This is a genomic window from Burkholderia sp. AU16482, assembly GCF_002223285.1.
Taxonomy (GTDB): domain Bacteria; phylum Pseudomonadota; class Gammaproteobacteria; order Burkholderiales; family Burkholderiaceae; genus Burkholderia; species Burkholderia semiarida.
In genome coordinates, this window is record NZ_NKEY01000003.1 from 511,684 (window position 1) to 532,133 (window position 20,450).

General features: G+C 65.7%; 18 protein-coding genes. 17 read left to right on the plus strand and 1 reads right to left on the minus strand.

All coding sequences use genetic code 11. The features are described 5' to 3' along the window. Nucleotides 1-296 precede the first annotated feature (296 nt). The 16 genes from gyrA (at nt 297) to cysM (ending at nt 18,041) form a co-directional block, all read left to right on the plus strand. Entirely contained in the window at nt 297-2,900 is a 2,604-nt protein-coding gene (gene gyrA, locus CFB35_RS04880; protein ID WP_059574069.1) for a DNA gyrase subunit A, read from the plus strand. 83 nt (nt 2,901-2,983) lie between these two features. Next, on the plus strand, nt 2,984-3,583 hold the full coding sequence (locus tag CFB35_RS04885; protein ID WP_006486966.1) for a DUF2059 domain-containing protein: 600 nt from the start codon (nt 2,984-2,986) through the stop codon (nt 3,581-3,583). Nucleotides 3,584-3,738: 155 nt separating this feature from the next. Continuing rightward, a complete protein-coding gene (serC, locus tag CFB35_RS04890) occupies nt 3,739-4,821 on the plus strand; it encodes a 3-phosphoserine/phosphohydroxythreonine transaminase (protein WP_059574068.1) in 1,083 nt (360 codons plus the stop codon). Nucleotides 4,822-4,854: 33 nt separating this feature from the next. Continuing rightward, nucleotides 4,855-5,937 (plus strand): prephenate dehydratase, encoded by a 1,083-nt coding sequence (gene pheA, locus CFB35_RS04895; protein WP_034206715.1) that lies wholly within the window; start codon nt 4,855-4,857, stop codon nt 5,935-5,937. Between the two features lie 186 nt (nt 5,938-6,123). Next, on the plus strand, nt 6,124-7,050 hold the full coding sequence (locus CFB35_RS04900) for a prephenate dehydrogenase/arogenate dehydrogenase family protein (RefSeq protein ID WP_059574067.1): 927 nt from the start codon (nt 6,124-6,126) through the stop codon (nt 7,048-7,050). 13 nt (nt 7,051-7,063) lie between these two features. Continuing rightward, a complete protein-coding gene (gene aroA / locus CFB35_RS04905; RefSeq protein ID WP_059638209.1) occupies nt 7,064-8,368 on the plus strand; it encodes a 3-phosphoshikimate 1-carboxyvinyltransferase in 1,305 nt (434 codons plus the stop codon). Nucleotides 8,369-8,381: 13 nt separating this feature from the next. Then, a complete protein-coding gene (gene cmk, locus CFB35_RS04910; protein ID WP_059574065.1) occupies nt 8,382-9,068 on the plus strand; it encodes a (d)CMP kinase in 687 nt (228 codons plus the stop codon). Nucleotides 9,069-9,210: 142 nt separating this feature from the next. Further along, nucleotides 9,211-10,923 carry a 30S ribosomal protein S1 gene (rpsA, locus tag CFB35_RS04915; RefSeq protein ID WP_059574327.1) on the plus strand — a complete coding sequence of 571 codons (1,713 nt, stop codon included), beginning with the start codon at nt 9,211-9,213 and terminating at the stop codon, nt 10,921-10,923. 22 nt (nt 10,924-10,945) lie between these two features. Further along, entirely contained in the window at nt 10,946-11,269 is a 324-nt protein-coding gene (locus CFB35_RS04920) for an integration host factor subunit beta (protein ID WP_006486894.1), read from the plus strand. A 210-nt stretch (nt 11,270-11,479) separates the two neighbouring features. After that, entirely contained in the window at nt 11,480-11,773 is a 294-nt protein-coding gene (locus CFB35_RS04925) for a lipopolysaccharide assembly protein LapA domain-containing protein (RefSeq protein WP_034183038.1), read from the plus strand. 54 nt (nt 11,774-11,827) lie between these two features. Then, the gene (lapB, locus tag CFB35_RS04930; protein ID WP_059574064.1) at nt 11,828-13,000 is read left to right on the plus strand and encodes a lipopolysaccharide assembly protein LapB; all 1,173 of its coding nucleotides are present in this window, start codon (nt 11,828-11,830) and stop codon (nt 12,998-13,000) included. A 90-nt stretch (nt 13,001-13,090) separates the two neighbouring features. Next, the gene (locus tag CFB35_RS04935; RefSeq protein WP_059574063.1) at nt 13,091-14,491 is read left to right on the plus strand and encodes a UDP-glucose/GDP-mannose dehydrogenase family protein; all 1,401 of its coding nucleotides are present in this window, start codon (nt 13,091-13,093) and stop codon (nt 14,489-14,491) included. A 7-nt stretch (nt 14,492-14,498) separates the two neighbouring features. After that, complete coding sequence (rfaE1, locus tag CFB35_RS04940) at nt 14,499-15,449, plus strand: D-glycero-beta-D-manno-heptose-7-phosphate kinase (protein ID WP_059574062.1); 951 nt, start codon at nt 14,499-14,501, stop codon at nt 15,447-15,449. A gap of 63 nt (nt 15,450-15,512) precedes the next feature. Next, entirely contained in the window at nt 15,513-16,505 is a 993-nt protein-coding gene (gene rfaD / locus CFB35_RS04945; RefSeq protein ID WP_006496538.1) for an ADP-glyceromanno-heptose 6-epimerase, read from the plus strand. Nucleotides 16,506-16,579: 74 nt separating this feature from the next. Beyond that, nucleotides 16,580-16,924, plus strand: a complete 345-nt coding sequence (locus CFB35_RS04950; RefSeq protein WP_059574061.1) for a helix-hairpin-helix domain-containing protein — start codon at nt 16,580-16,582, stop codon at nt 16,922-16,924. A 214-nt stretch (nt 16,925-17,138) separates the two neighbouring features. Then, entirely contained in the window at nt 17,139-18,041 is a 903-nt protein-coding gene (gene cysM / locus CFB35_RS04955) for a cysteine synthase CysM (protein ID WP_059574060.1), read from the plus strand. Nucleotides 18,042-18,126: 85 nt separating this feature from the next. Here the strand turns inward: cysM and mltB are convergent, their stop codons facing one another. Beyond that, nucleotides 18,127-19,470: a lytic murein transglycosylase B gene (gene mltB / locus CFB35_RS04960; RefSeq protein ID WP_081066588.1), complete on the minus strand. Its 1,344-nt coding sequence runs from the start codon at nt 19,468-19,470 to the stop codon at nt 18,127-18,129. 43 nt (nt 19,471-19,513) lie between these two features. On the opposite strand from mltB, the gene CFB35_RS04965 reads away from it, so the two are divergent. Continuing rightward, on the plus strand, nt 19,514-20,437 hold the full coding sequence (locus CFB35_RS04965) for a histone deacetylase family protein (RefSeq protein WP_059574058.1): 924 nt from the start codon (nt 19,514-19,516) through the stop codon (nt 20,435-20,437). Nucleotides 20,438-20,450: the final 13 nt, after the last annotated feature.

A 20,450-nucleotide genomic window follows, 5' to 3' on the forward strand; every position in this document is an offset into this window, starting at 1 on the left:
AACACCGGCCTGCCGCAACTTTTAGAAATTGTCAAGAGCGCGTGAGGTTGCGCGCCGGCGTGCGGTTGTTTACGCGTGCGCATGAAACGCGCGCCGCGCAGTCGTCCGCGATGTCGGGTCCGAGCCGGGCGCGCGGTTGCGTCCGGCTTGCCGCCGCCGCGATTTTCGCTATCTATATATAGAGGGGGAGGCGAATTGGCGGCTGATGGGCGCATGTTAGAATCTCGCGTTGCGTTGCGCATGCAGCGCCCACGCGAAAGGCGTTCGCCGTCTTCGCTCCGAAACGATACGGATACATGGATCAATTCGCCAAAGAGACCCTGCCCACCTCCCTAGAGGAGGAAATGCGCCGTTCGTATCTCGATTACGCGATGAGCGTGATCGTCGGACGTGCCCTCCCGGATGTCCGCGATGGCCTGAAGCCCGTGCATCGGCGCGTGCTGTTCGCGATGCACGAACTGAACAACGACTGGAACCGCGCGTACAAGAAGTCGGCGCGTATCGTCGGTGACGTGATCGGTAAATACCACCCTCACGGCGATACCGCGGTCTACGACACGATCGTGCGGATGGCGCAGGACTTCTCGCTGCGCTACATGCTGATCGACGGGCAGGGCAACTTCGGCTCGATCGACGGCGACAATGCCGCGGCGATGCGCTACACCGAAATTCGCATGGCGAAGATCGGTCACGAACTGCTCGCCGACATCGACAAGGAAACGGTCGATTTCGAGCCGAACTACGACGGCAACGAAATGCAGCCGTCGGTCCTGCCGTCGCGCATCCCGAACCTGCTGATCAACGGCTCGTCGGGCATCGCGGTCGGCATGGCGACCAACATCCCGCCGCACAACCTGAACGAAGTCGTCGACGCGTGCCAGCACCTGCTGGGCAACCCGGACGCGACGATCGACGAGCTGATCGAGATCATCCCGGCGCCGGACTTCCCGACGGCCGGCATCATCTACGGCGTCGCCGGCGTGCGCGACGGCTACCGCACCGGGCGCGGCCGCGTCGTGATGCGCGCGGCCACGCACTTCGAGGAGATCGACCGCGGCCAGCGGATGGCGATCATCGTCGACGAGCTGCCGTACCAGGTGAACAAGCGCTCGCTGCTCGAGCGGATCGCCGAGCTCGTCAACGAGAAGAAGCTCGAGGGCATCTCCGACATCCGCGACGAGTCCGACAAGAGCGGCATGCGCGTCGTGATCGAGCTCAAGCGCGGCGAAGTGCCCGAAGTGGTGCTGAACAACCTGTACAAGGCGACGCAGCTGCAGGACACGTTCGGCATGAACATGGTCGCGCTCGTCGACGGCCAGCCGAAGCTGCTGAACCTGAAGGAAATCCTGCAGTGCTTCCTGTCGCACCGGCGCGAAGTGCTGACGCGCCGCACGATCTACGAACTGCGCAAGGCCCGCGAACGCGGCCACGTGCTCGAAGGTCTCGCGGTCGCGCTTGCGAACATCGACGAATTCATCGCGATCATCAAGGCCGCGCCGACGCCGCCGATCGCGAAGCAGGAGCTGATGGCGAAGCCGTGGGATTCGTCGCTCGTGCGCGAGATGCTGACGCGCGCCGAGAGCGAGAACGCGGCGGCCGGCGGCCGTTCCGCGTACCGTCCGGAAGGCCTGAACCCGGCGTTCGGGATGCAGGGCGACGGGCTGTACCGCCTGTCCGACACGCAGGCGCAGGAAATCCTGCAGATGCGTCTGCAGCGCCTGACCGGCCTCGAGCAGGACAAGATCATCGGCGAGTACCGCGACGTGATGGCGCAGATCGCCGACCTGCTGGACATCCTCGCGCGCCCCGAGCGGATCACGACGATGATCGGCGACGAGCTGACCTCGGTGAAGGCCGAATTCGGCGACGCGCGCCGCTCGAGGATCGAGCTGAACGCGACCGAGCTGAACACCGAGGATCTGATCACGCCGCAGGACATGGTCGTCACGATGTCGCACGCGGGCTACGTGAAGTCGCAGCCGCTGTCCGAGTACCGCGCGCAGAAGCGCGGCGGTCGCGGCAAGCAGGCGACGCAGATGAAGGAAGACGACTGGATCGAGACGCTGTTCATCGCGAACACGCACGATTACATCCTGTGCTTCTCGAACCGCGGCCGCGTGTACTGGGTCAAGGTCTATGAAGTGCCGCAGGGCTCGCGCAACTCGCGCGGCCGTCCGATCGTCAACATGTTCCCGCTGCAGGAAGGCGAGAAGATCAACGTCGTGCTGCCGGTCAAGGAATTCTCGGCCGACAAGTTCATCTTCATGGCGACGTCGCTCGGCACCGTGAAGAAGACGCCGCTCGAGGCATTCAGCCGCCCGATGAAGAAGGGCATCATCGCGGTCGGCCTCGACGACGGCGACTACCTGATCGGTGCGTCGATCACCGACGGCGCGCACGACGTGATGCTGTTCTCCGACGCCGGCAAGGCCGTGCGTTTCGACGAGAACGACGTGCGTCCGATGGGGCGCGAGGCGCGCGGCGTGCGCGGCATGCAGCTCGAGGACGGGCAGCAGGTCATCGCGATGCTGGTTGCCGGCAGCGAGGAGCAGACCGTGCTCACCGCGACCGAAAACGGCTACGGCAAGCGCACGCCGATCACCGAGTACACGCGCCATGGCCGCGGCACGAAGGGTATGATCGCGATCCAGACGTCCGAGCGCAACGGCAAGGTCGTGGCCGCGACGCTCGTCGACGCCGAGGATCAGATCATGCTGATCACGACGGCCGGCGTGTTGATTCGCACCCGTGTTTCCGAGATACGCGAGATGGGGCGCGCCACGCAAGGTGTTACACTCATCAGTCTCGATGAGGGTACCAAGCTCTCTGGCCTGCAGCAGATCGCGGAGGCCGAAGAGGGAGAGGGCGAAGCCGACGAGGCGTCGGACGGCGAAGCCTGAAGAACGGATGAGACTCTGGCCGCCGCGGGCGAAAAGCGCCGCGGCCGGCGAGCAACCATTCATATTTCCAAAAGGGAGTGATGATGCAAAAGCAATTCAAGCAACTGGTTCTGCTGGCTGCACTGGTGCCGACGTTCGCGATGGCGCAGGCGCTGTCGAATTCCGCACCGGCTGCTCCGGCGGCAGCTGCGCCGATCGACGCCGACAAGAAGGCTGCGATCAAGGATCTGCTCGACGCGATCGACGCGCCGAAGCTCGTGTCGGCAATCGGCAACAGCGCCGAAATGCAGGCGAAGCAGCTCGTACCGGCCATCCTGTCGGACGCGCTGTCGGAAAACAAGACGCTGAACGACAAGCAGAAGCAGGCTGCCGTTCCGACGCTGCAGAAGAACGCGGTGCCGAAGCTGGTCGACGGCGCAGGCAAGGTGTTCGGCACGCAGCAGTTCCAGAGCGATGCGATGTCGGCGCAGTACGACGCGTACGCGAAGTACTACAGCACGTCGGAGATCAAGGATCTGACGACGTTCTACAAGAGCCCGACGGGCCGCAAGTTCATCCAGGTTCAGGATCAGGTCGGTCGCGACGTGGTCAACGGCCTGATGCAGAAGTACATGCCGCAAGCGATCCAGGCAACGCGTACGCAGGCTGACAAGGAAGTCGCAGCAGTCAAGCCGGGCAAGTAAGCCGTCCGGGCGCGCCCCCGGCTGTTCGGCCGGGTTTGGCGGGAGCCTGACGACAGTGCGATAATGGCCGTTTGCGCGCGAGCGCAAGCGGCCATTTCTTTTCTGGCGCGTTTTGCCGGCGGCAAGCCGGTCGCGTCCTTCCCGAGGTTTTCACGATGCGCGTCTTTAATTTCTCCGCCGGCCCGGCGGCGATGCCCGAGGAAGTGCTGCGGCAAGCCGCCGACGAAATGCTCGACTGGCACGGCAGCGGCATGAGCGTGATGGAGATGAGCCATCGCGGCAAGGAATTCATGTCGATCCACGAGGCCGCGCTGACCGATCTGCGCGACCTGCTCGGCGTGCCGGCGAGCCACCGGATCCTGTTCCTGCAGGGCGGCGGCATCGCGGAAAACGCGATCGTGCCGATGAACCTTCTCGGCTCGCGCAAGACGGCCGATTTCGTCGTGACGGGTTCGTGGTCGCAGAAATCGTTCGGCGAGGCGAAGAAGTTCTGCACGCCGCATCTGGCCGCGACCGGCAAGACGGAGGACGGCTTCACGCGTGCGCCCGCGCGCGCCGAATGGCAGTTGTCGGACGATCCGGCCTACGTGCATCTGTGCACCAACGAGACGATCGACGGCGTCGAGACGTTCGAGATCCCCGATCTCGGCGACGTGCCGCTGGTCGCGGATGTCTCGTCGCACATCCTGTCGCGCCCGATGGACGTCGCGAAATACGGCGTGCTGTTCGGCGGCGCGCAGAAGAACATCGGGATGGCCGGCGTGACGGTCGTGATCGTGCGCGAGGATCTGCTCGATCGCGCGCTGTCGATCTGTCCGTCCGCGTTCGAATGGAAGACCATCGCCGCGAACAACTCGCTGTACAACACGCCGCCCACTTACGCGATCTACATCGCGGGCCTCGTGTTCCAGTGGCTGAAGCGGCAGGGCGGCCTCGAAGCGATCGAGGCCCGCAACACCGAAAAGGCGAAGCTGCTCTACGACACGATCGACGCGAGCAGTTTCTATCTGAACAAGGTCGAGCCGGCAGCACGTTCGCGCATGAACGTGCCGTTTTTCCTGGCCGACGAATCGCGCAACGAAGACTTCCTTGCCGGCGCAAAGGCGCGCGGGCTGCTGCAGCTGAAGGGCCACAAGTCCGTCGGCGGCATGCGGGCGTCGATCTACAACGCGGTGCCGCTCGAGGGCGTGAAGGCGCTCGTCGAGTACATGAAGGACTTCGAGCGGCGCGGCGCCTGACGGCGGCGCTGTTCAAACAGCACGGCAAAACGCATGGACGACGAACTGAATTCCCGCCTGAAACCGCTGCGCGACCGCATCGACGCGATCGACGCGCAGCTGATCGCGCTCCTGAACCAGCGCGCCGCGGTGGCGCTGGAGGTGGGCGAGGTCAAGAAGCATTTCAACGCGCCGGTGTTCCGGCCGGAGCGTGAGCTGCAGGTGATCGCGCGGCTGCAGGACATGAGCGCCGGGCCGCTCGCGAGCGAGCACATCAGCGCCATCTGGCGCGAGATCATGGCGGCGAGCCGCGCGCTCGAGCAGACGATCCACGTCGCGTTCCTCGGGCCGGTCGGCACGTATAGCGAGCAGGCGATGCTCGAGTATTTCGGCCAGTCGATCGAAGGGCTGCCGTGCCCGTCGATCGACGAGGTGTTCCGCTCGGTCGAGGCCGGTGCGTCCGCGTTCGGCATCGCGCCGGTCGAGAATTCGACCGAAGGCGCCGTCTCGCGCACGCTCGACCTGCTGCTGCAGACCCAGCTGGTGATCAGCGGCGAGCTCGCGCTGCCCATCCATCACAACCTGCTCACGCAGAGCGGCACGCTCGACGGCGTGAAACGTGTCTGCGCACATGCGCAGGCGCTCGCGCAATGCCAGCAGTGGCTCGCGGCGAATGCGCCGCAGCTCGAGCGGCAAGCCGTGGCGAGCAACGCGGAGGCCGCGCGCCTCGCCGCGGCCGATCCGACCGTCGCCGCGATCGCGGGCGACCGCGCGGCCGCGCACTACGGTTTGCAGATCGCGTTCTCGCTGATCCAGGACGACCCGCACAACCGCACGCGCTTCGTAATCGTCGGCAAGCAGCCGGCCGGCCAAAGCGGTCACGACCAGACGTCGCTGATCGTGTCGGTGAAGAACGAGCCGGGCGCCGTGTTCAAGCTGCTCGAACCGCTCGCGCGGCACGGCGTGTCGATGACGCGCTTCGAATCGCGTCCGGCCCGCGTCGGCACGTGGGAGTATTACTTCTACATCGACATCGAAGGGCACCGCGACGATGCGGCGGTGGCGGCCGCGCTCGCGGAACTCGGTCAGAAGGCCGCGTTCCTGAAGATACTCGGCTCGTATCCGCGCGCACGGTGACGCGCTGCGGCCCGGCGCCCGCTTGTGCAGGCGTGGTGGCCGGGCGGGCAGGGCAGGCCGGTCGGCGCTGCCGAAGGCGGGCTCGGGCGGTATCCGGTGCAGGTTGCGCCGGATGCGGGCCCGCTGCCCGGAATCTGGAATTCCGCGTGCGGGGCGTCGTTTCGCGCGCGTAACTTGGCTCTTGTCGTGTCAGGCTTTGCATTCAACAAACTGGTCATCTTCGGCGTCGGCCTGATCGGCGGGTCGCTCGCGCGCGCGTTGCGCGAGCGCGCGCCGGGCAGCGCGGGCGAGATCGTCGGCGTGGGTCGTTCGCAGGCGTCGGTCGAGCGCGCGCTGTCGCTCGGCGTGATCGACCGTGCGGCGGCGCTCGACGACGACGCGCAATTGCGCGACGCGCTGGCCGGCGCCGATCTCGTCCTGCTGGCCGCGCCCGTCGCGCAGACGGGCCCGTTGCTCGCGCGCGTCGCGCCGTGGCTCGACCGCGCGACGATCGTCACCGATGCGGGCAGCACCAAGTCCGATGTCGTCGCGGCGGCGCGCGAAGCGCTCGGCGCGCGCATCGCGCAGTTCGTGCCGGGTCATCCGATCGCGGGGCGCGAATCGAGCGGTGTCGAGGCCGCGTTGCCGGATCTCTACGTCGGCCGCAACGTCGTGCTTTGCCCGTTGCCGGAGAACGCGCCCGAAGCCGTGGCGCGGATCGATGCGATGTGGCGCGCGACCGGCGCCGACGTGCGCACGATGAGCACCGAGCAGCATGATCGCGTATTTGCGTCGATCAGCCATCTGCCGCACGTGCTGTCGTTCGCGCTCGTCGAGCAGATTCTCGGCGAAGCCGACGCGGAACTGAAATTCTCGTACGCGGCCGGCGGTTTCCGCGATTTCACGCGCATCGCGGCGTCGAACCCGGAAATGTGGCGCGACGTGTGCGTCGCGAATCGCGCGGCGCTGCTCGACGAGCTCGACGGCTATACGCGCGTGCTCACGCGGTTGCGCGCGGCGATCGACGCCGGCGACGGCGCGGCGCTCGAAGCCGTATTCACGCGCTCGCGCGCCGCACGCAAGGCATGGCAGGAACGCGGCGGCACGCCGGCTGCCGAACCGGTCAAGAAATAACAGGACGATTCCCATGGACTATCTCGATCTCGGCCCATACTCCAGCGCATCGGGCACCGTGCGCCTGCCCGGCTCGAAGAGCATTTCGAACCGCGTGCTGCTGCTCGCGGCGCTCGCCGAAGGCGAAACGACGATCACCAACCTGCTCGACTCCGACGACACGCGCGTGATGCTCGACGCGCTCGGCAAGCTCGGCGTGAAGCTCGCGCGCGACGGCGACACTTGTGTCGTCACCGGCACGCGCGGCGCGTTCACCGCGAAGACGGCCGACCTGTTCCTCGGCAACGCGGGCACGGCCGTTCGGCCGCTGACCGCCGCGCTCGCGGTGAACGGCGGCGACTACCGCGTGCACGGCGTGCCGCGCATGCACGAGCGGCCGATCGGCGATCTCGTCGACGGCTTGCGCCAGATCGGCGCGCAGATCGACTACGAGCTCAACGACGGCTACCCGCCGCTGCGGATCAAGCCGGCGACGATCTCGGTCGACGCGCCGATCCGCGTGCGCGGCGACGTGTCGAGCCAGTTCCTCACCGCGCTGCTGATGACGCTGCCGCTCGTGAAGGCGAAGGAGGGCAGGACCGTCGTCGAAGTCGACGGCGAGCTGATCTCGAAGCCGTACATCGACATCACGATCCGGCTCATGGCGCGCTTCGGCGTGACCGTCGAGCGCGACGGCTGGCAGCGCTTCGTCGTGCCGGCCGGCGTCCGCTACCGCTCGCCGGGGCGGATCATGGTCGAGGGCGACGCGTCGTCCGCGTCGTACTTTCTCGCGGCCGGCGCGTTGGGCGGCGGCCCGTTGCGGGTCGAGGGCGTGGGGCGCGCGAGCATCCAGGGCGACGTCGGTTTCGCGAACGCGCTGATGCAGATGGGCGCGAACGTGACGATGGGCGACGACTGGATCGACGTGCGCGGCATCGGCCACGATCACGGCAAGCTGGAGCCGATCGACATGGACTTCAACCTGATTCCCGACGCGGCGATGACCATCGCGGTCGCGGCGCTGTTCGCGAACGGCACGAGCACGCTGCGCAACATCGCGAGCTGGCGCGTGAAGGAGACGGACCGCATCGCCGCGATGGCGACCGAGCTCCGCAAGGTCGGCGCGATCGTCGAGGAAGGCCCCGACTATCTCGTCGTCACGCCGCCGGAAAAGCTCACGCCGAATGCGGCGATCGATACGTACGACGATCACCGGATGGCGATGTGCTTCTCGCTCGTCAGCCTGGGCGGCGTGCCCGTGCGGATCAACGATCCGAAGTGCGTCGGCAAGACGTTCCCCGACTATTTCGACCGCTTCGCCGCGCTCGCCAAGGCCTGACCCGACTGTTCCGATGAAATCCACCCGACCCTTTCACCCGACTCCCGTCATCACGATCGACGGCCCGACCGCTTCCGGCAAGGGCACCGTCGCGGCGCTCGTCGCCGCGCACCTGGGTTTTCACCTGCTCGACAGCGGCGCGCTGTACCGGCTCGCGGCGCTCGCGAGCGTGCGCTACGGCATCGCCGCGGAAGACGTCGACGCGCTGGTGAAGCTGATCGACGACCTGCACATCACGTTCCGTGAAGGTTGCGCGCAGCTCGACGGCGTCGACGTGTCGAACGACATCCGCGCCGAAGCGGTCGGCAACCGCGCGTCGGCCATCGCCGTGCACGGGCCCGTGCGCACCGCGCTCGTCGCGCGCCAGCGCGCGTTCCGCAAGACGCCTGGCCTCGTGGCGGACGGGCGCGACATGGGCACCGTGATCTTCCCGGACGCCGTGCTGAAGGTGTTCCTGACGGCCAGCGCCGAGGCACGCGCGACCAGGCGGCATAAGCAATTGATGCAAAAAGGTTTTTCTGCTAATATAGATGACTTGCTCCGGGATCTTCGTGAACGTGACGCGCGCGACAGCAATCGCGCGGCCGCGCCGCTGAAGCCTGCGGCAGATGCCAAGCTGCTCGATACGTCGGCACTTTCGGTCGATGAAGCCGTCGACCAGGTGCTGCAGTGGTACCGGGCACTCGGCCAGCCGGCCTGAGAAGGCAGGCAGCGGTAGGTGCTTCGCGTCGCAAGCGCGGAGCGTGTTTCGAACCCTTAACCCCGTGTGGTCCTCGATCTGGCCCTTTCAGCCTGCCATTCCGGCCGGCGTGGCATAGCGAGCCATGCACAATCAGATTTTTATGTCCGACCTGCAAACCTCCAACCCGAATACCGAATCCTTTGCGGCTCTGTTCGAAGAGTCGCTGACCCGCCAAGACATGCGCGCCGGCGAAGTGATCTCCGCCGAAGTCGTGCGCGTCGACCACAACTTCGTGGTCGTCAATGCAGGCCTGAAGTCCGAGGCTTACATTCCGATCGAGGAATTCCTGAACGATCAGGGCGAGGTTGAGGTGCAGTCGGGCGATTTCGTGTCCGTCGCGATCGACGCACTCGAAAACGGCTACGGCGACACGATCCTGTCGCGCGACAAGGCGAAGCGCCTTGCATCGTGGCTGTCGCTGGAAAAGGCGCTCGACAACAACGAGCTCGTCACCGGTACCATTACCGGCAAGGTGAAGGGCGGCATGACCGTGATGGTCAACGGCATCCGCGCGTTCCTGCCGGGTTCGCTGGTCGACACGCGTCCGGTCAAGGACACGACCCCGTACGAAGGCAAGACGCTCGAGTTCCGCGTGATCAAGCTCGATCGCAAGCGTAACAACGTCGTGCTGTCGCGTCGTGCAGTGATCGAAGCCACGCAAGGCGAAGAGCGCGCGAAGCTGCTCGAGACGCTGAAGGAAGGCGCGATCGTCAACGGCGTGGTCAAGAACATCACCGACTACGGCGCGTTCGTCGACCTCGGCGGCATCGACGGCCTGCTGCACATCACCGACATCGCATGGCGTCGCGTGCGTCACCCGAGCGAAGTCCTGTCGGTTGGCCAGGAAGTCACCGCGAAGATCCTCAAGTTCGACCAGGAGAAGAACCGCGTCTCGCTGGGCATCAAGCAACTGGGCGACGATCCGTGGGAAGGCATCTCGCGCCGCTACCCGTCGGGCACGCGCCTGTTCGGCAAGGTCACGAACATCACCGACTACGGCGCATTCGTCGAAGTGGAATCGGGCATCGAAGGCCTCGTCCACGTGTCGGAAATGGACTGGACCAACAAGAACGTTGCGCCGTCGAAGGTTGTCCAGCTGGGCGACGAAGTCGAAGTCATGGTCCTCGAGATCGACGAAGACCGCCGTCGTATCAGCCTCGGCATGAAGCAGTGCAAGCCGAATCCGTGGGATGACTTCAGCCGCAACTTCAAGAAGGGCGACAAGATCACGGGCGCGATCAAGTCGATCACCGACTTCGGCGTGTTCATCGGTCTGCCGGGCGGCATCGACGGCCTGGTCCACCTGTCGGACCTGTCGTGGAGCGAAGCCGGCGAAGAAGCCGTTCGCAAGTACAAGAAGGGCGACGAAGTCGAAGCAATCGTGCTCGGTATCGACGTCGAGAAGGAGCGCATTTCGCTCGGCATCAAGCAGCTCGAAGGCGACCCGTTCAGCAACTACGTTGCCATGAACGACAAGGGCTCGATCGTCGACGGCGTCGTGAAGACGGTCGATGCGAAGGGTGCGGTCGTCACGCTGACGGGCGACGTCGAAGGCTACCTGCGTGCGTCGGAAATCTCGCAGGATCGCGTCGAAGACGCACGCAACGTGCTGAAGGAAGGCGACAAGGTCAACGCGATGGTGATCAACATCGATCGCAAGTCGCGCGGCATCAACCTGTCGATCAAGGCGAAGGATTCGGCCGAGCAACAGGAAGCGATCCGCGGCCTGCAGTCGGACACGAGCGCTGCCGCGACCGGTACGACCAACCTCGGCGCGCTGCTGAAGGCGAAGCTCGACGGCCAGAACCAGTAAGCCTTACGAGGTCTGCTGAAGTATGACCAAATCCGAGTTGGTCGCGCAGCTGGCATCGCGATTTCCGCAACTTGTCCTCAAGGATGCGGATTTCGCGGTGAAAACGATGCTCGATGCGATGTCCGACGCCCTGGCGAAAGGGCATCGCATTGAAATTCGGGGTTTCGGCAGCTTTGGCCTCAACCGTCGCCCGGCGCGCGTCGGACGCAACCCGAAGTCGGGGGAGAAAGTGCAGGTGCCCGAGAAGTTCGTGCCGCACTTCAAACCTGGCAAGGAGTTGCGTGAACGCGTCGACGGCCGCGCCGGTGAACCGCTGAAGGCTGACGATCCGGACGACGAGCGTTGAGCGTCGTTCGGTGTGCCCGGAACCTGTCCGGCGAAGGCTGAAAAGAAAAGCGCCCCTTGCGGGCGCTTTTTTCATTTCGGGCCACGGGTGTGCAACGCGGGCGCACAGGATGTGCGCAGCCGCGGAAACGCTTCCTTTACAATACGGGTCGATTCGGTGCGACGAAGGGGAGTCGCGCGCCGCGGCAAACCTCAACAAAGAGAGGGCTTCATGAAGTTTATCGTCTGGCTGATCCGGGTATTGGTGTTCGTCCTGCTGCTGGTGCTCGCCCTGGCCAATACACAAACCGCGACGCTGAATTTCGTTGCCGGCTACGCATGGCAAGCGCCGCTGATCCTGATCGGCCTGGCATTCTTCGTCGTGGGGCTGCTGGCCGGCCTGCTGTCCGCGCTGCCTTCAATCTTCCGCCTGCGTCTCGAGAACGGGCGTTTGAAGCGCGATCTGCGTGCGGCGCGCGAAACGCCCGCCGTCATCGACCAGCCGCCGATGCCGCCCGTCATTTAACACGGACGCCGCGCGATTCCTCGCGCGGTTTTCGTCTCTGCTTCGATATTTCGCATGGATCTGGATTTCTGGTGGTTGCTCGCGATTCCGGTCGCATTCGCGCTCGGTTGGGCGGCGTCACGCTATGACCTGAAGAATCTCCTGTCGGAGAGTGCCAACCTGCCGCGCTCGTATTTTCGCGGCCTGAATTTTCTGTTGAACGAACAACCGGACAAGGCGATCGATGCGTTCATCGAGGTGGCCAAGCTCGATCCCGAGACGGTCGAGCTGCACTTCGCGCTCGGCAACCTGTTTCGCCGTCGCGGCGAGACCGACCGCGCGATCCGCGTGCACCAGAACCTGCTGAGCCGCACCGATCTGCCGGTCAACGAGCGCGACCACGCGCTGTACGAACTGGGCCAGGACTTCCTGAAGGCCGGCCTGCTGGATCGCGCCGAAGAGGCGTTCCACAAGCTCGCGGACGGCGACTACGCGCTCGGCGCACAGCGGGCGTTGCTGACGATCTACGAGATCGAGAAGGACTGGAACAAGTCGATCGACACGGCCAAACGCATCGAATCGATGAGCGACAAGCCGCTCGGCATCGAAATTGCGCAGTTTCACTGCGAACTCGCGCAGGACGCGCTGCAGCGCAAGAATGCCGCAGCGGCGGCCGAGCAACTGCGCCTTGCGCTGACCGTGAATCCGCAGAACGTCCGTGCGACGGTTCTGTCCGGCGATGCGGCGGAAGCGGCGGGCGACCACGCGGCCGCGATCGAGTACTGGAAGCGCGTCGAAGCGCAGAATCCGGCGTATCTGCCGCTCGTCGCCGACAAACTGATGAAGGCGTACGTCGCACTCGGCAAGAACGTCGAAGGCGCGGAGCTGCTGATGGGGTACGTCGATCGTTATCCGTCGAACGACCTGCTCGACATCGCCTATCAGCATATCGCCGGGTTGCGCGGCCAGGATGCCGCGCACACGCTCGCGCGCACGCAGATGGAAAAGTCGCCGAACCTGTCGGGGATGCTGCACCTGCTCGATGCGCAGATCGCGGCGGCCGACGAACCGCGTCGTAAGGAACTTGAAATGATGCGTGCGCTGATCAAGCAGCGCACGAAAAATCTGCCACGGTATACGTGCCAGAATTGCGGTTTCCGGGCACGGCTCTTCTACTGGCAGTGCCCCGGCTGCAGCGGCTGGGAAACCTATGCGCCGCGCCGCGTCGAACCTGCGATGCCGGGCTGATCCCGGCGCGCGGAGCCAACGCGCAGCGGTTGCCGCCGGGCTCGTCCCGGCGGCCAAGTTAGTCAATTACCGGGAAGTACCGGAACATCTATGAAAATCACCATCATCGGCACCGGCTATGTCGGTCTCGTCACGGGCGCCTGCCTCGCGGAGATCGGTCACGACGTCTTCTGTCTCGACGTCGATCCGCGCAAGATCGACATCCTGAACAACGGCGGAATGCCGATTCACGAACCGGGGCTGCTGGACATCATCGCGCGCAACCGCACGGCGGGGCGCCTGCGCTTTTCGACCGACATCGAGGCGAGCGTCGCGCATGGCGAGATCCAGTTCATCGCGGTCGGCACGCCGCCCGACGAGGACGGCTCGGCCGACCTGCAATACGTGCTCGAGGCCGCGCGCAACATCGGCCGCCACATGACGGGCTTCAAGGTGATCGTCGACAAGTCGACGGTGCCGGTCGGCACCGCGCAGCGCGTGCGCGGCGTGGTCGACGAGGCGCTTGCCGCACGCGGGCTCGCGGGCAGCGTCGCGCATCGCTTCTCGGTCGTATCGAACCCGGAATTCCTGAAGGAAGGCGCCGCGGTCGAGGACTTCATGCGTCCGGACCGGATCATCATCGGCGTCGACGACGACGAAACCGGCACGACCGCGCGCGAGAAGATGAAGAAGCTCTACGCGCCGTTCAACCGCAATCACGAGCGCACGATCTACATGGACGTGCGTTCGGCCGAGTTCGCGAAGTATGCGGCGAACGCGATGCTCGCGACGCGCATCTCGTTCATGAACGAGATGTCGAATCTCGCCGACAAGGTCGGCGCGGACATCGAGGCCGTGCGACGCGGGATCGGCTCCGATCCGCGCATCGGCTATCACTTCCTGTACGCGGGCGTTGGCTACGGCGGCTCGTGCTTCCCGAAGGACGTGCAGGCACTGATCCGCACCGCGGGCGAGAACGGCCAGCCGCTGCGCATCCTGGAGGCCGTCGAGGCCGCCAACCATGCGCAGAAGGACGTGCTGATCGGCAAGATCGAGCAGCGCTTCGGCGCCGACCTGACGGGCCGCGAGTTCGCGGTCTGGGGCCTGGCGTTCAAGCCGAACACCGACGACATGCGCGAGGCGCCGAGCCGCCGCCTGATCGCCGCGCTGCTCGAGCGCGGAGCAACCGTGCGCGCGTACGATCCGGTCGCGGTCGACGAAGCGCGGCGCGTGTTCGCGCTGGATTTCGGCGACGATGCGCACGCACTGGCGCGGCTGCATCTCGTCGACACGCAGGATCTCGCCGTCACCGGCGCGGATGCGCTCGTGATCGTGACCGAGTGGAAGGAATTCCGCAGCCCCGATTTCACGCGCCTGAAGGCCGAACTGAAGGCGCCGGTGATCTTCGACGGGCGCAACCTGTACGAGCCGGACGCGATGGCCGAGCTGGGCATCGACTATTACGCGATCGGCCGGCCGTACGTCGATCCCCAGTCGTCCTCCCGTGGCTGAACGTACGATGAATACTCTTCGCGAAATCGTTCCGGTGCCGCGCGAGCAACTCGCGCGCTCGCGTGTGCTCGTCGTCGGCGACGTGATGCTCGACCGTTACTGGTTCGGCAACGTCGATCGCATTTCACCTGAAGCGCCGGTGCCGGTCGTGCACGTGCAGCGCCAGGAGGAGCGGCTCGGCGGCGCGGCCAACGTTGCGCGCAATGCCGTGACGCTCGGCGGTCAGGCCGGCCTGCTGTGCGTCGTCGGTTGCGACGAACCCGGCGAGCGGATCGTCGAGCTGCTCGGCAGCAGCGGCGTGACGCCGCATCTCGAGCGCGATCCCGCACTCCCGACCACGATCAAGCTGCGCGTGCTCGCGCGCCAGCAGCAACTGCTGCGCGTCGATTTCGAGGCGATGCCGACGCACGAGGTGCTGCTCGCGGGGCTCGCACGCTTCGACGTGCTGCTGCCGCAGCACGACGTCGTGCTGATGTCGGATTACGCCAAAGGCGGTCTCACGCACGTGACGACGATGATCGAGAAGGCGCGTGCGGCCGGCAAGGCGGTCCTGGTCGACCCGAAGGGCGACGACTGGGCACGCTATCGCGGCGCATCGCTGATCACGCCGAATCGCGCGGAACTGCGCGAGGTGGTCGGGCAGTGGAAATCGGAAGACGACCTGCGCGCGCGCGTCGCGAATCTGCGTGCGGAGCTCGGCATCGACGCGCTGCTGCTCACGCGTTCGGAGGAGGGCATGACGCTCTTTTCCGCGGGCGGCGAACTGCATGCGCCGGCGCTCGCGCGCGAGGTGTTCGACGTGTCGGGCGCGGGCGACACTGTGATCGCGACGGTCGCGACGATGCTCGGCGCCGGTGTGCCGCTCGTCGACGCCGTGGTGCTCGCGAATCGCGCGGCAGGCATCGTGGTCGGCAAGCTCGGCACGGCCACCGTGGATTACGACGAACTGTTTCACTGAGCGCATTCGGCGGCGCGACGAGCGCGCCGCACGCATGGCTCGCACTTTTCAGGCAGGACGATCATGACCCTCATCGTCACCGGCGCAGCCGGTTTTATCGGCGCGAACATCGTCAAGGCGCTCAACGAGCGCGGCGAGACGCGCATCATCGCGGTCGACAACCTGACGCGCGCGGACAAGTTCCGCAATCTCGTCGACTGCGAGATCGACGACTATCTCGACAAGACCGAATTCGTCGAACGCTTCGCGCGCGGCGATTTCGGCAAGGTACGCGCGGTATTTCATGAAGGCGCCTGTTCGGACACGATGGAAACCGACGGCCGCTACATGATGGACAACAACTTCCGCTACAGCCGCGCGGTGCTCGATACCTGCCTCGCGCAGGGCACGCAGTTCCTGTATGCATCGTCGGCCGCGATCTACGGCGGCTCGACGCGTTTCGTCGAGGAGCGCGACGTCGAGGCGCCGCTGAACGTGTACGGCTATTCGAAGTTCCTGTTCGATCAGGTGATCCGTCGCGTGCTGCCGAGCGCGAAGAGCCAGATCGCGGGCTTCCGCTATTTCAACGTGTACGGCCCGCGCGAGACCCACAAGGGCCGCATGGCGTCGGTCGCGTTCCACAACTTCAACCAGTTCCGCGCGGAAGGCAAGGTGAAGCTGTTCGGCGAGTACAACGGCTATGCACCGGGCGAGCAGACGCGCGATTTCGTGTCGGTCGAGGACGTGACCAAGGTGAACCTGTTCTTCTTCGATCATCCGGAGAAGTCGGGCATCTTCAATCTCGGCACGGGCCGCGCCCAGCCGTTCAACGATATCGCATCGACGGTCGTGAACACGCTGCGCGCGCTCGACAACCAGCCGCCGCTGACGCTCGCGCAGCAGGTCGAGCAGGGCTTGATCGAATACGTGCCGTTCCCCGATGCGCTGCGCGGCAAGTATCAGTGCTTCACGCAGGCCGACCAGACGAAACTGCGCGCGGCCGGCTACGACGCACCGTTCCTGACCGTGCAGGAAGGCGTCGATCGCTACGTCCGTTGGCTATCCGGCCAGGTTTAAACCGGCGCGTCACATCGATAGACTGGGTCTCACGGTCGGCAGCCGCCGGCCGTTTTTCTTCGGAGATCCAGCACATGATCAGGAAATGGTTTGCCGCGGCGGTCATGCTCGGTGCGGTGGCGTCGGCCTGGGCGGCCGTCGACGTCAACACCGCGAACGAGGATGCGCTCGTCGGCATCAAGGGCATTGGCCCGGCGCGGGCGAAGGCGATTCTCGACGAGCGCGGCGCACACGGTCCGTTCAGGAATGCGGACGATCTCGCCACGCGCGTGAAGGGCATGGGCGGGCATACCGTCGAGCGGCTTCAGCAGGAAGGGCTGACGATCGGTGCGGCGGCCGGTACGGGTACGACGCCGCCGGCCGCGGGCAAGCCGGCGGCGGCAAAGCCCGCCGCACCGGCCCGCACGGCGCAGAAATAACGGGTCGCACATAACCCGACACAGGGCTCCTTCAGCCGCCGTCGTTGCGACGGCTTCCCGCGGCATGCCGCGGGTTTTTTGCGTGCGGCGGGCTGCGCGACGATCGCGAACCGCGCGGCGCGCGTATTCCATCGTCGTAATGGGGTTGCCGGCGCGCGTGCCGGTGCTGGTTTACAATCGATCGATTGATCGGCCTCGCACTCACGGTATATCCATGGCTTACAAAACTATCGAAGACACGATCGGCAATACGCCGCTCGTGCAACTGGTCCGCCTGCCGGACGACGAGATTCGCGCGCGCAACAACGTGCTGCTCGCGAAGCTCGAGGGTAACAATCCGGCCGGTTCCGTGAAGGATCGCCCGGCGCTGTCGATGATCAGCAAGGCCGAGGCGCGCGGGCGCATCAAGCCGGGCGATACGCTGATCGAGGCGACGAGCGGCAACACGGGCATCGCGCTCGCGATGGCCGCGGCGATCCGCGGCTACAAGATGGTGCTGATCATGCCGGAGGATCTGTCGGTCGAGCGCCGCCAGAGCATGGCCGCTTATGGCGCCGAAATCATCCTGACGCCGGTGAAGGGCGGGATGGAGCTGGCGCGCGATCTCGCAGAGCAGATGCAGCGCGAAGGCAAGGGCGTGATCCTCGACCAGTTCGGCAATCCCGACAATCCCGTCGCGCACTACGAAGGAACGGGGCCGGAGATCTGGCGCGATACCGAAGGGCGCATCACGCACTTCGTGTCCGCGATGGGCACGACGGGCACGATCATGGGCACGTCGCGCTACCTGAAGGAACAGAATCCGGCGATCGAAATTATCGGCGCGCAGCCGGAAGACGGCTCGCGTATTCCCGGCATCCGCAAGTGGCCGGAAGCGTACATGCCGACCATCTTCGATCGCAGCCGTGTCGATCGCGTCGAAAGCGTGAGCCAGGCGGCGTCGGAAACGATGACGCGCCGCCTTGCGGCGGTCGAAGGCATCTTCGCGGGCATTTCGTCGGGCGGCGCATGCGAAGTCGCGATGCGCATCGCACGGCAGGTCGAGAACGCGACGATCGTGTTCATCGTCTGCGATCGCGGCGACCGCTACCTGTCCACGGGCGTGTTTCCCGCCTGAGCGAGAGCGGGGCGCGATTCGCGCGTCGATAAAAAAAGCGCCGCGTTCCGTGAACCGCGGCGCTTTTTCTTTGGGCGACCAGCGCTTACTGCGGCTGCGCGTCGTCGGCGGCCGGTTGCAGCGCGCCATTGGCTTCCATCTGCGCCTTCACGGCCTCGCCGAGCTGGTACACGGCGAGCGCGTAGAAGAAGCTGCGGTTGTAGCGCGTCAGCACGTAGAAGTTCTTCAGGCCGAGCATGTATTCGGTCGCGCGCCCCGGCGTCGGCAGGTCGACCACGGTCACCGGCGTGCCGGCTTCGGCCGTGATGTTGACCGTCGGCTCGTTCAACGTCATGCCCGCGCGCAGCAGTTGCGACAGTGCCCAGTGCGGTTCGGGCTGGCCGTCCGCGGCGGCCTGCGCGATGCCCAGGCTGCCCGTGTCGGGCGTGATCTGCCAGACCACCGGGCGGTCGGTTTCCCAGCCGTGCTGCTTCAGGTAGTTCGCGACGCTGCCGATCGCATCGACAGGACTGCTGCGCAGATCGACGTGGCCCGTACCGTCGAAGTCGACCGCGTATTCGCGGATGCTGCTCGGCAGGAACTGAGGAATCCCGATCGCGCCGGTGTACGAGCCGAGCACGGTGGTCGGGTCGAGCTGGTTGTCGCGGGTCCAGACCAGGAAGTCTTCGAGGTTCTTGCGGAACGTGGCCTGGCGGCTGTCGCGATTCGGCGTGTCCGGGTAGTCGAACGTCAGTGTGGTCAGCGCGTCGAGCACGCGGAAATTGCCCATGTAGCGGCCATAGATGGTCTCGACGCCGATGATGCCGACGATCACCTCGGGCGGCACGCCGAACTGCTCGGACGCGCGCTGCAGCGTCGCCTGGTTCGCCTTCCAGAACTTCACGCCGGCGTTGATGCGGATCGGTTCGATGAAGCGCGAGCGATAGACGCGCCAGTTCTTGACCGAAGGCGTGGGCGCGGGCCGCACGAGCTTGACGGCCGTCGCCGAGTAGCTGATGCGCGAGAACAGCGCATGCAGGCTCGCCGAATCGAAGCCGTTGCGGCTCACCATCTCGTCGATGAACGCGTCGACCTTCGCGTTGTTCGCGTACCGCTGCGGAACGATTTCCTCTTCGAAAGTCTGGCCTTGCGGCGTCGGCTGCTGCGGCTGGGCCTGCGCGACGAGCGTGCCGGCGGGCTTCGCCGGCTGCGTCTGCGCGACGGCAGGCGCGGTGCCGAGGGCCGTGGCGATGGCAGCGGCGACGAGCGGAGCGCGAACGCGGAACAGCGCGGGGAGAAGGGCGGCAGGCTTGCTGGAATTCATGTCGAAGCGGGCGGACAGGGCGATGGTGTTCGGCGCAGTATACCCGACGCATCCGGCGCGCCGGGCCGAAGCGGGCCCCCGTTGTGGTAAGTTAGCGGCGAATTCGCGGCAGACGATGGACATCATTGAGGGAGACCTGCGGCGCACCCTGCGCCACGGATGACAGCTTATGGCAACCGCTTTCTATACGCACCCCGACTGCATGCTGCACGAGATGGGGGAGTGGCATCCGGAATGCCCGGCCCGCCTGTCGGCGATCCAGGATCAACTGATTGCGAGCCGCATCGACGACCTGATCGTGCACGAAACCGCGCCGTTCGCGAGCGAGGTCGCGCTGGGCCGCGTGCATACGCAGGCGCACATCGACTACATCCGCAGCATGACGCCGGTCGACGGTTACGTCGAGATCGATCCCGATACGCTGATGAATCCCGACACATGGCGCGCGGCGCTGCGCGCGGCCGGCGCCGCGATCGCGGCGACCGACGCGGTGATCGAGGGCCGCTATGCGAATGCGTTCTGCGGCGTCCGCCCGCCCGGCCATCATGCGGAGCCTGCCCGAGCGATGGGCTTCTGCTTCTTCAACAACGTCGCGATCGCCGCGCGGCACGCACTGGACGTACACGGCATCGAACGGGTCGCGATCATCGATTTCGACGTGCACCACGGCAACGGCACCGAGGCGGCGTTCGCGAACGACGAGCGCGTGCTGATGTGCAGCTTCTTCCAGCATCCGCTGTATCCGTTCTCGGGCGTCGATCATCAGGCGCCGAACATGGTCAACCTGCCGATGCCCGCGCGCAGCAACGGGATGGCGATCCGCGAAGCCGTCGACATGTTCTGGCTGCCGCGCCTCGACGCGTTCAAGCCGCAAATGCTGTTCGTGTCGGCTGGCTTCGACGCGCATCGCGAGGACGACATCGGCAATCTCGGTCTCGTCGAGGCCGACTTCGAATGGCTGACCGCGCAGATCGTCGAGGTGGCGCGCCGGCATGCGCAGGGCCGCATCGTCAGCTGCCTCGAAGGCGGCTACAACCTGTCCGCGCTGGGGCGCAGCGTCGTCGCGCACCTGCGCGTGCTGGCCGGGATCTGATCCTCGCTCGACC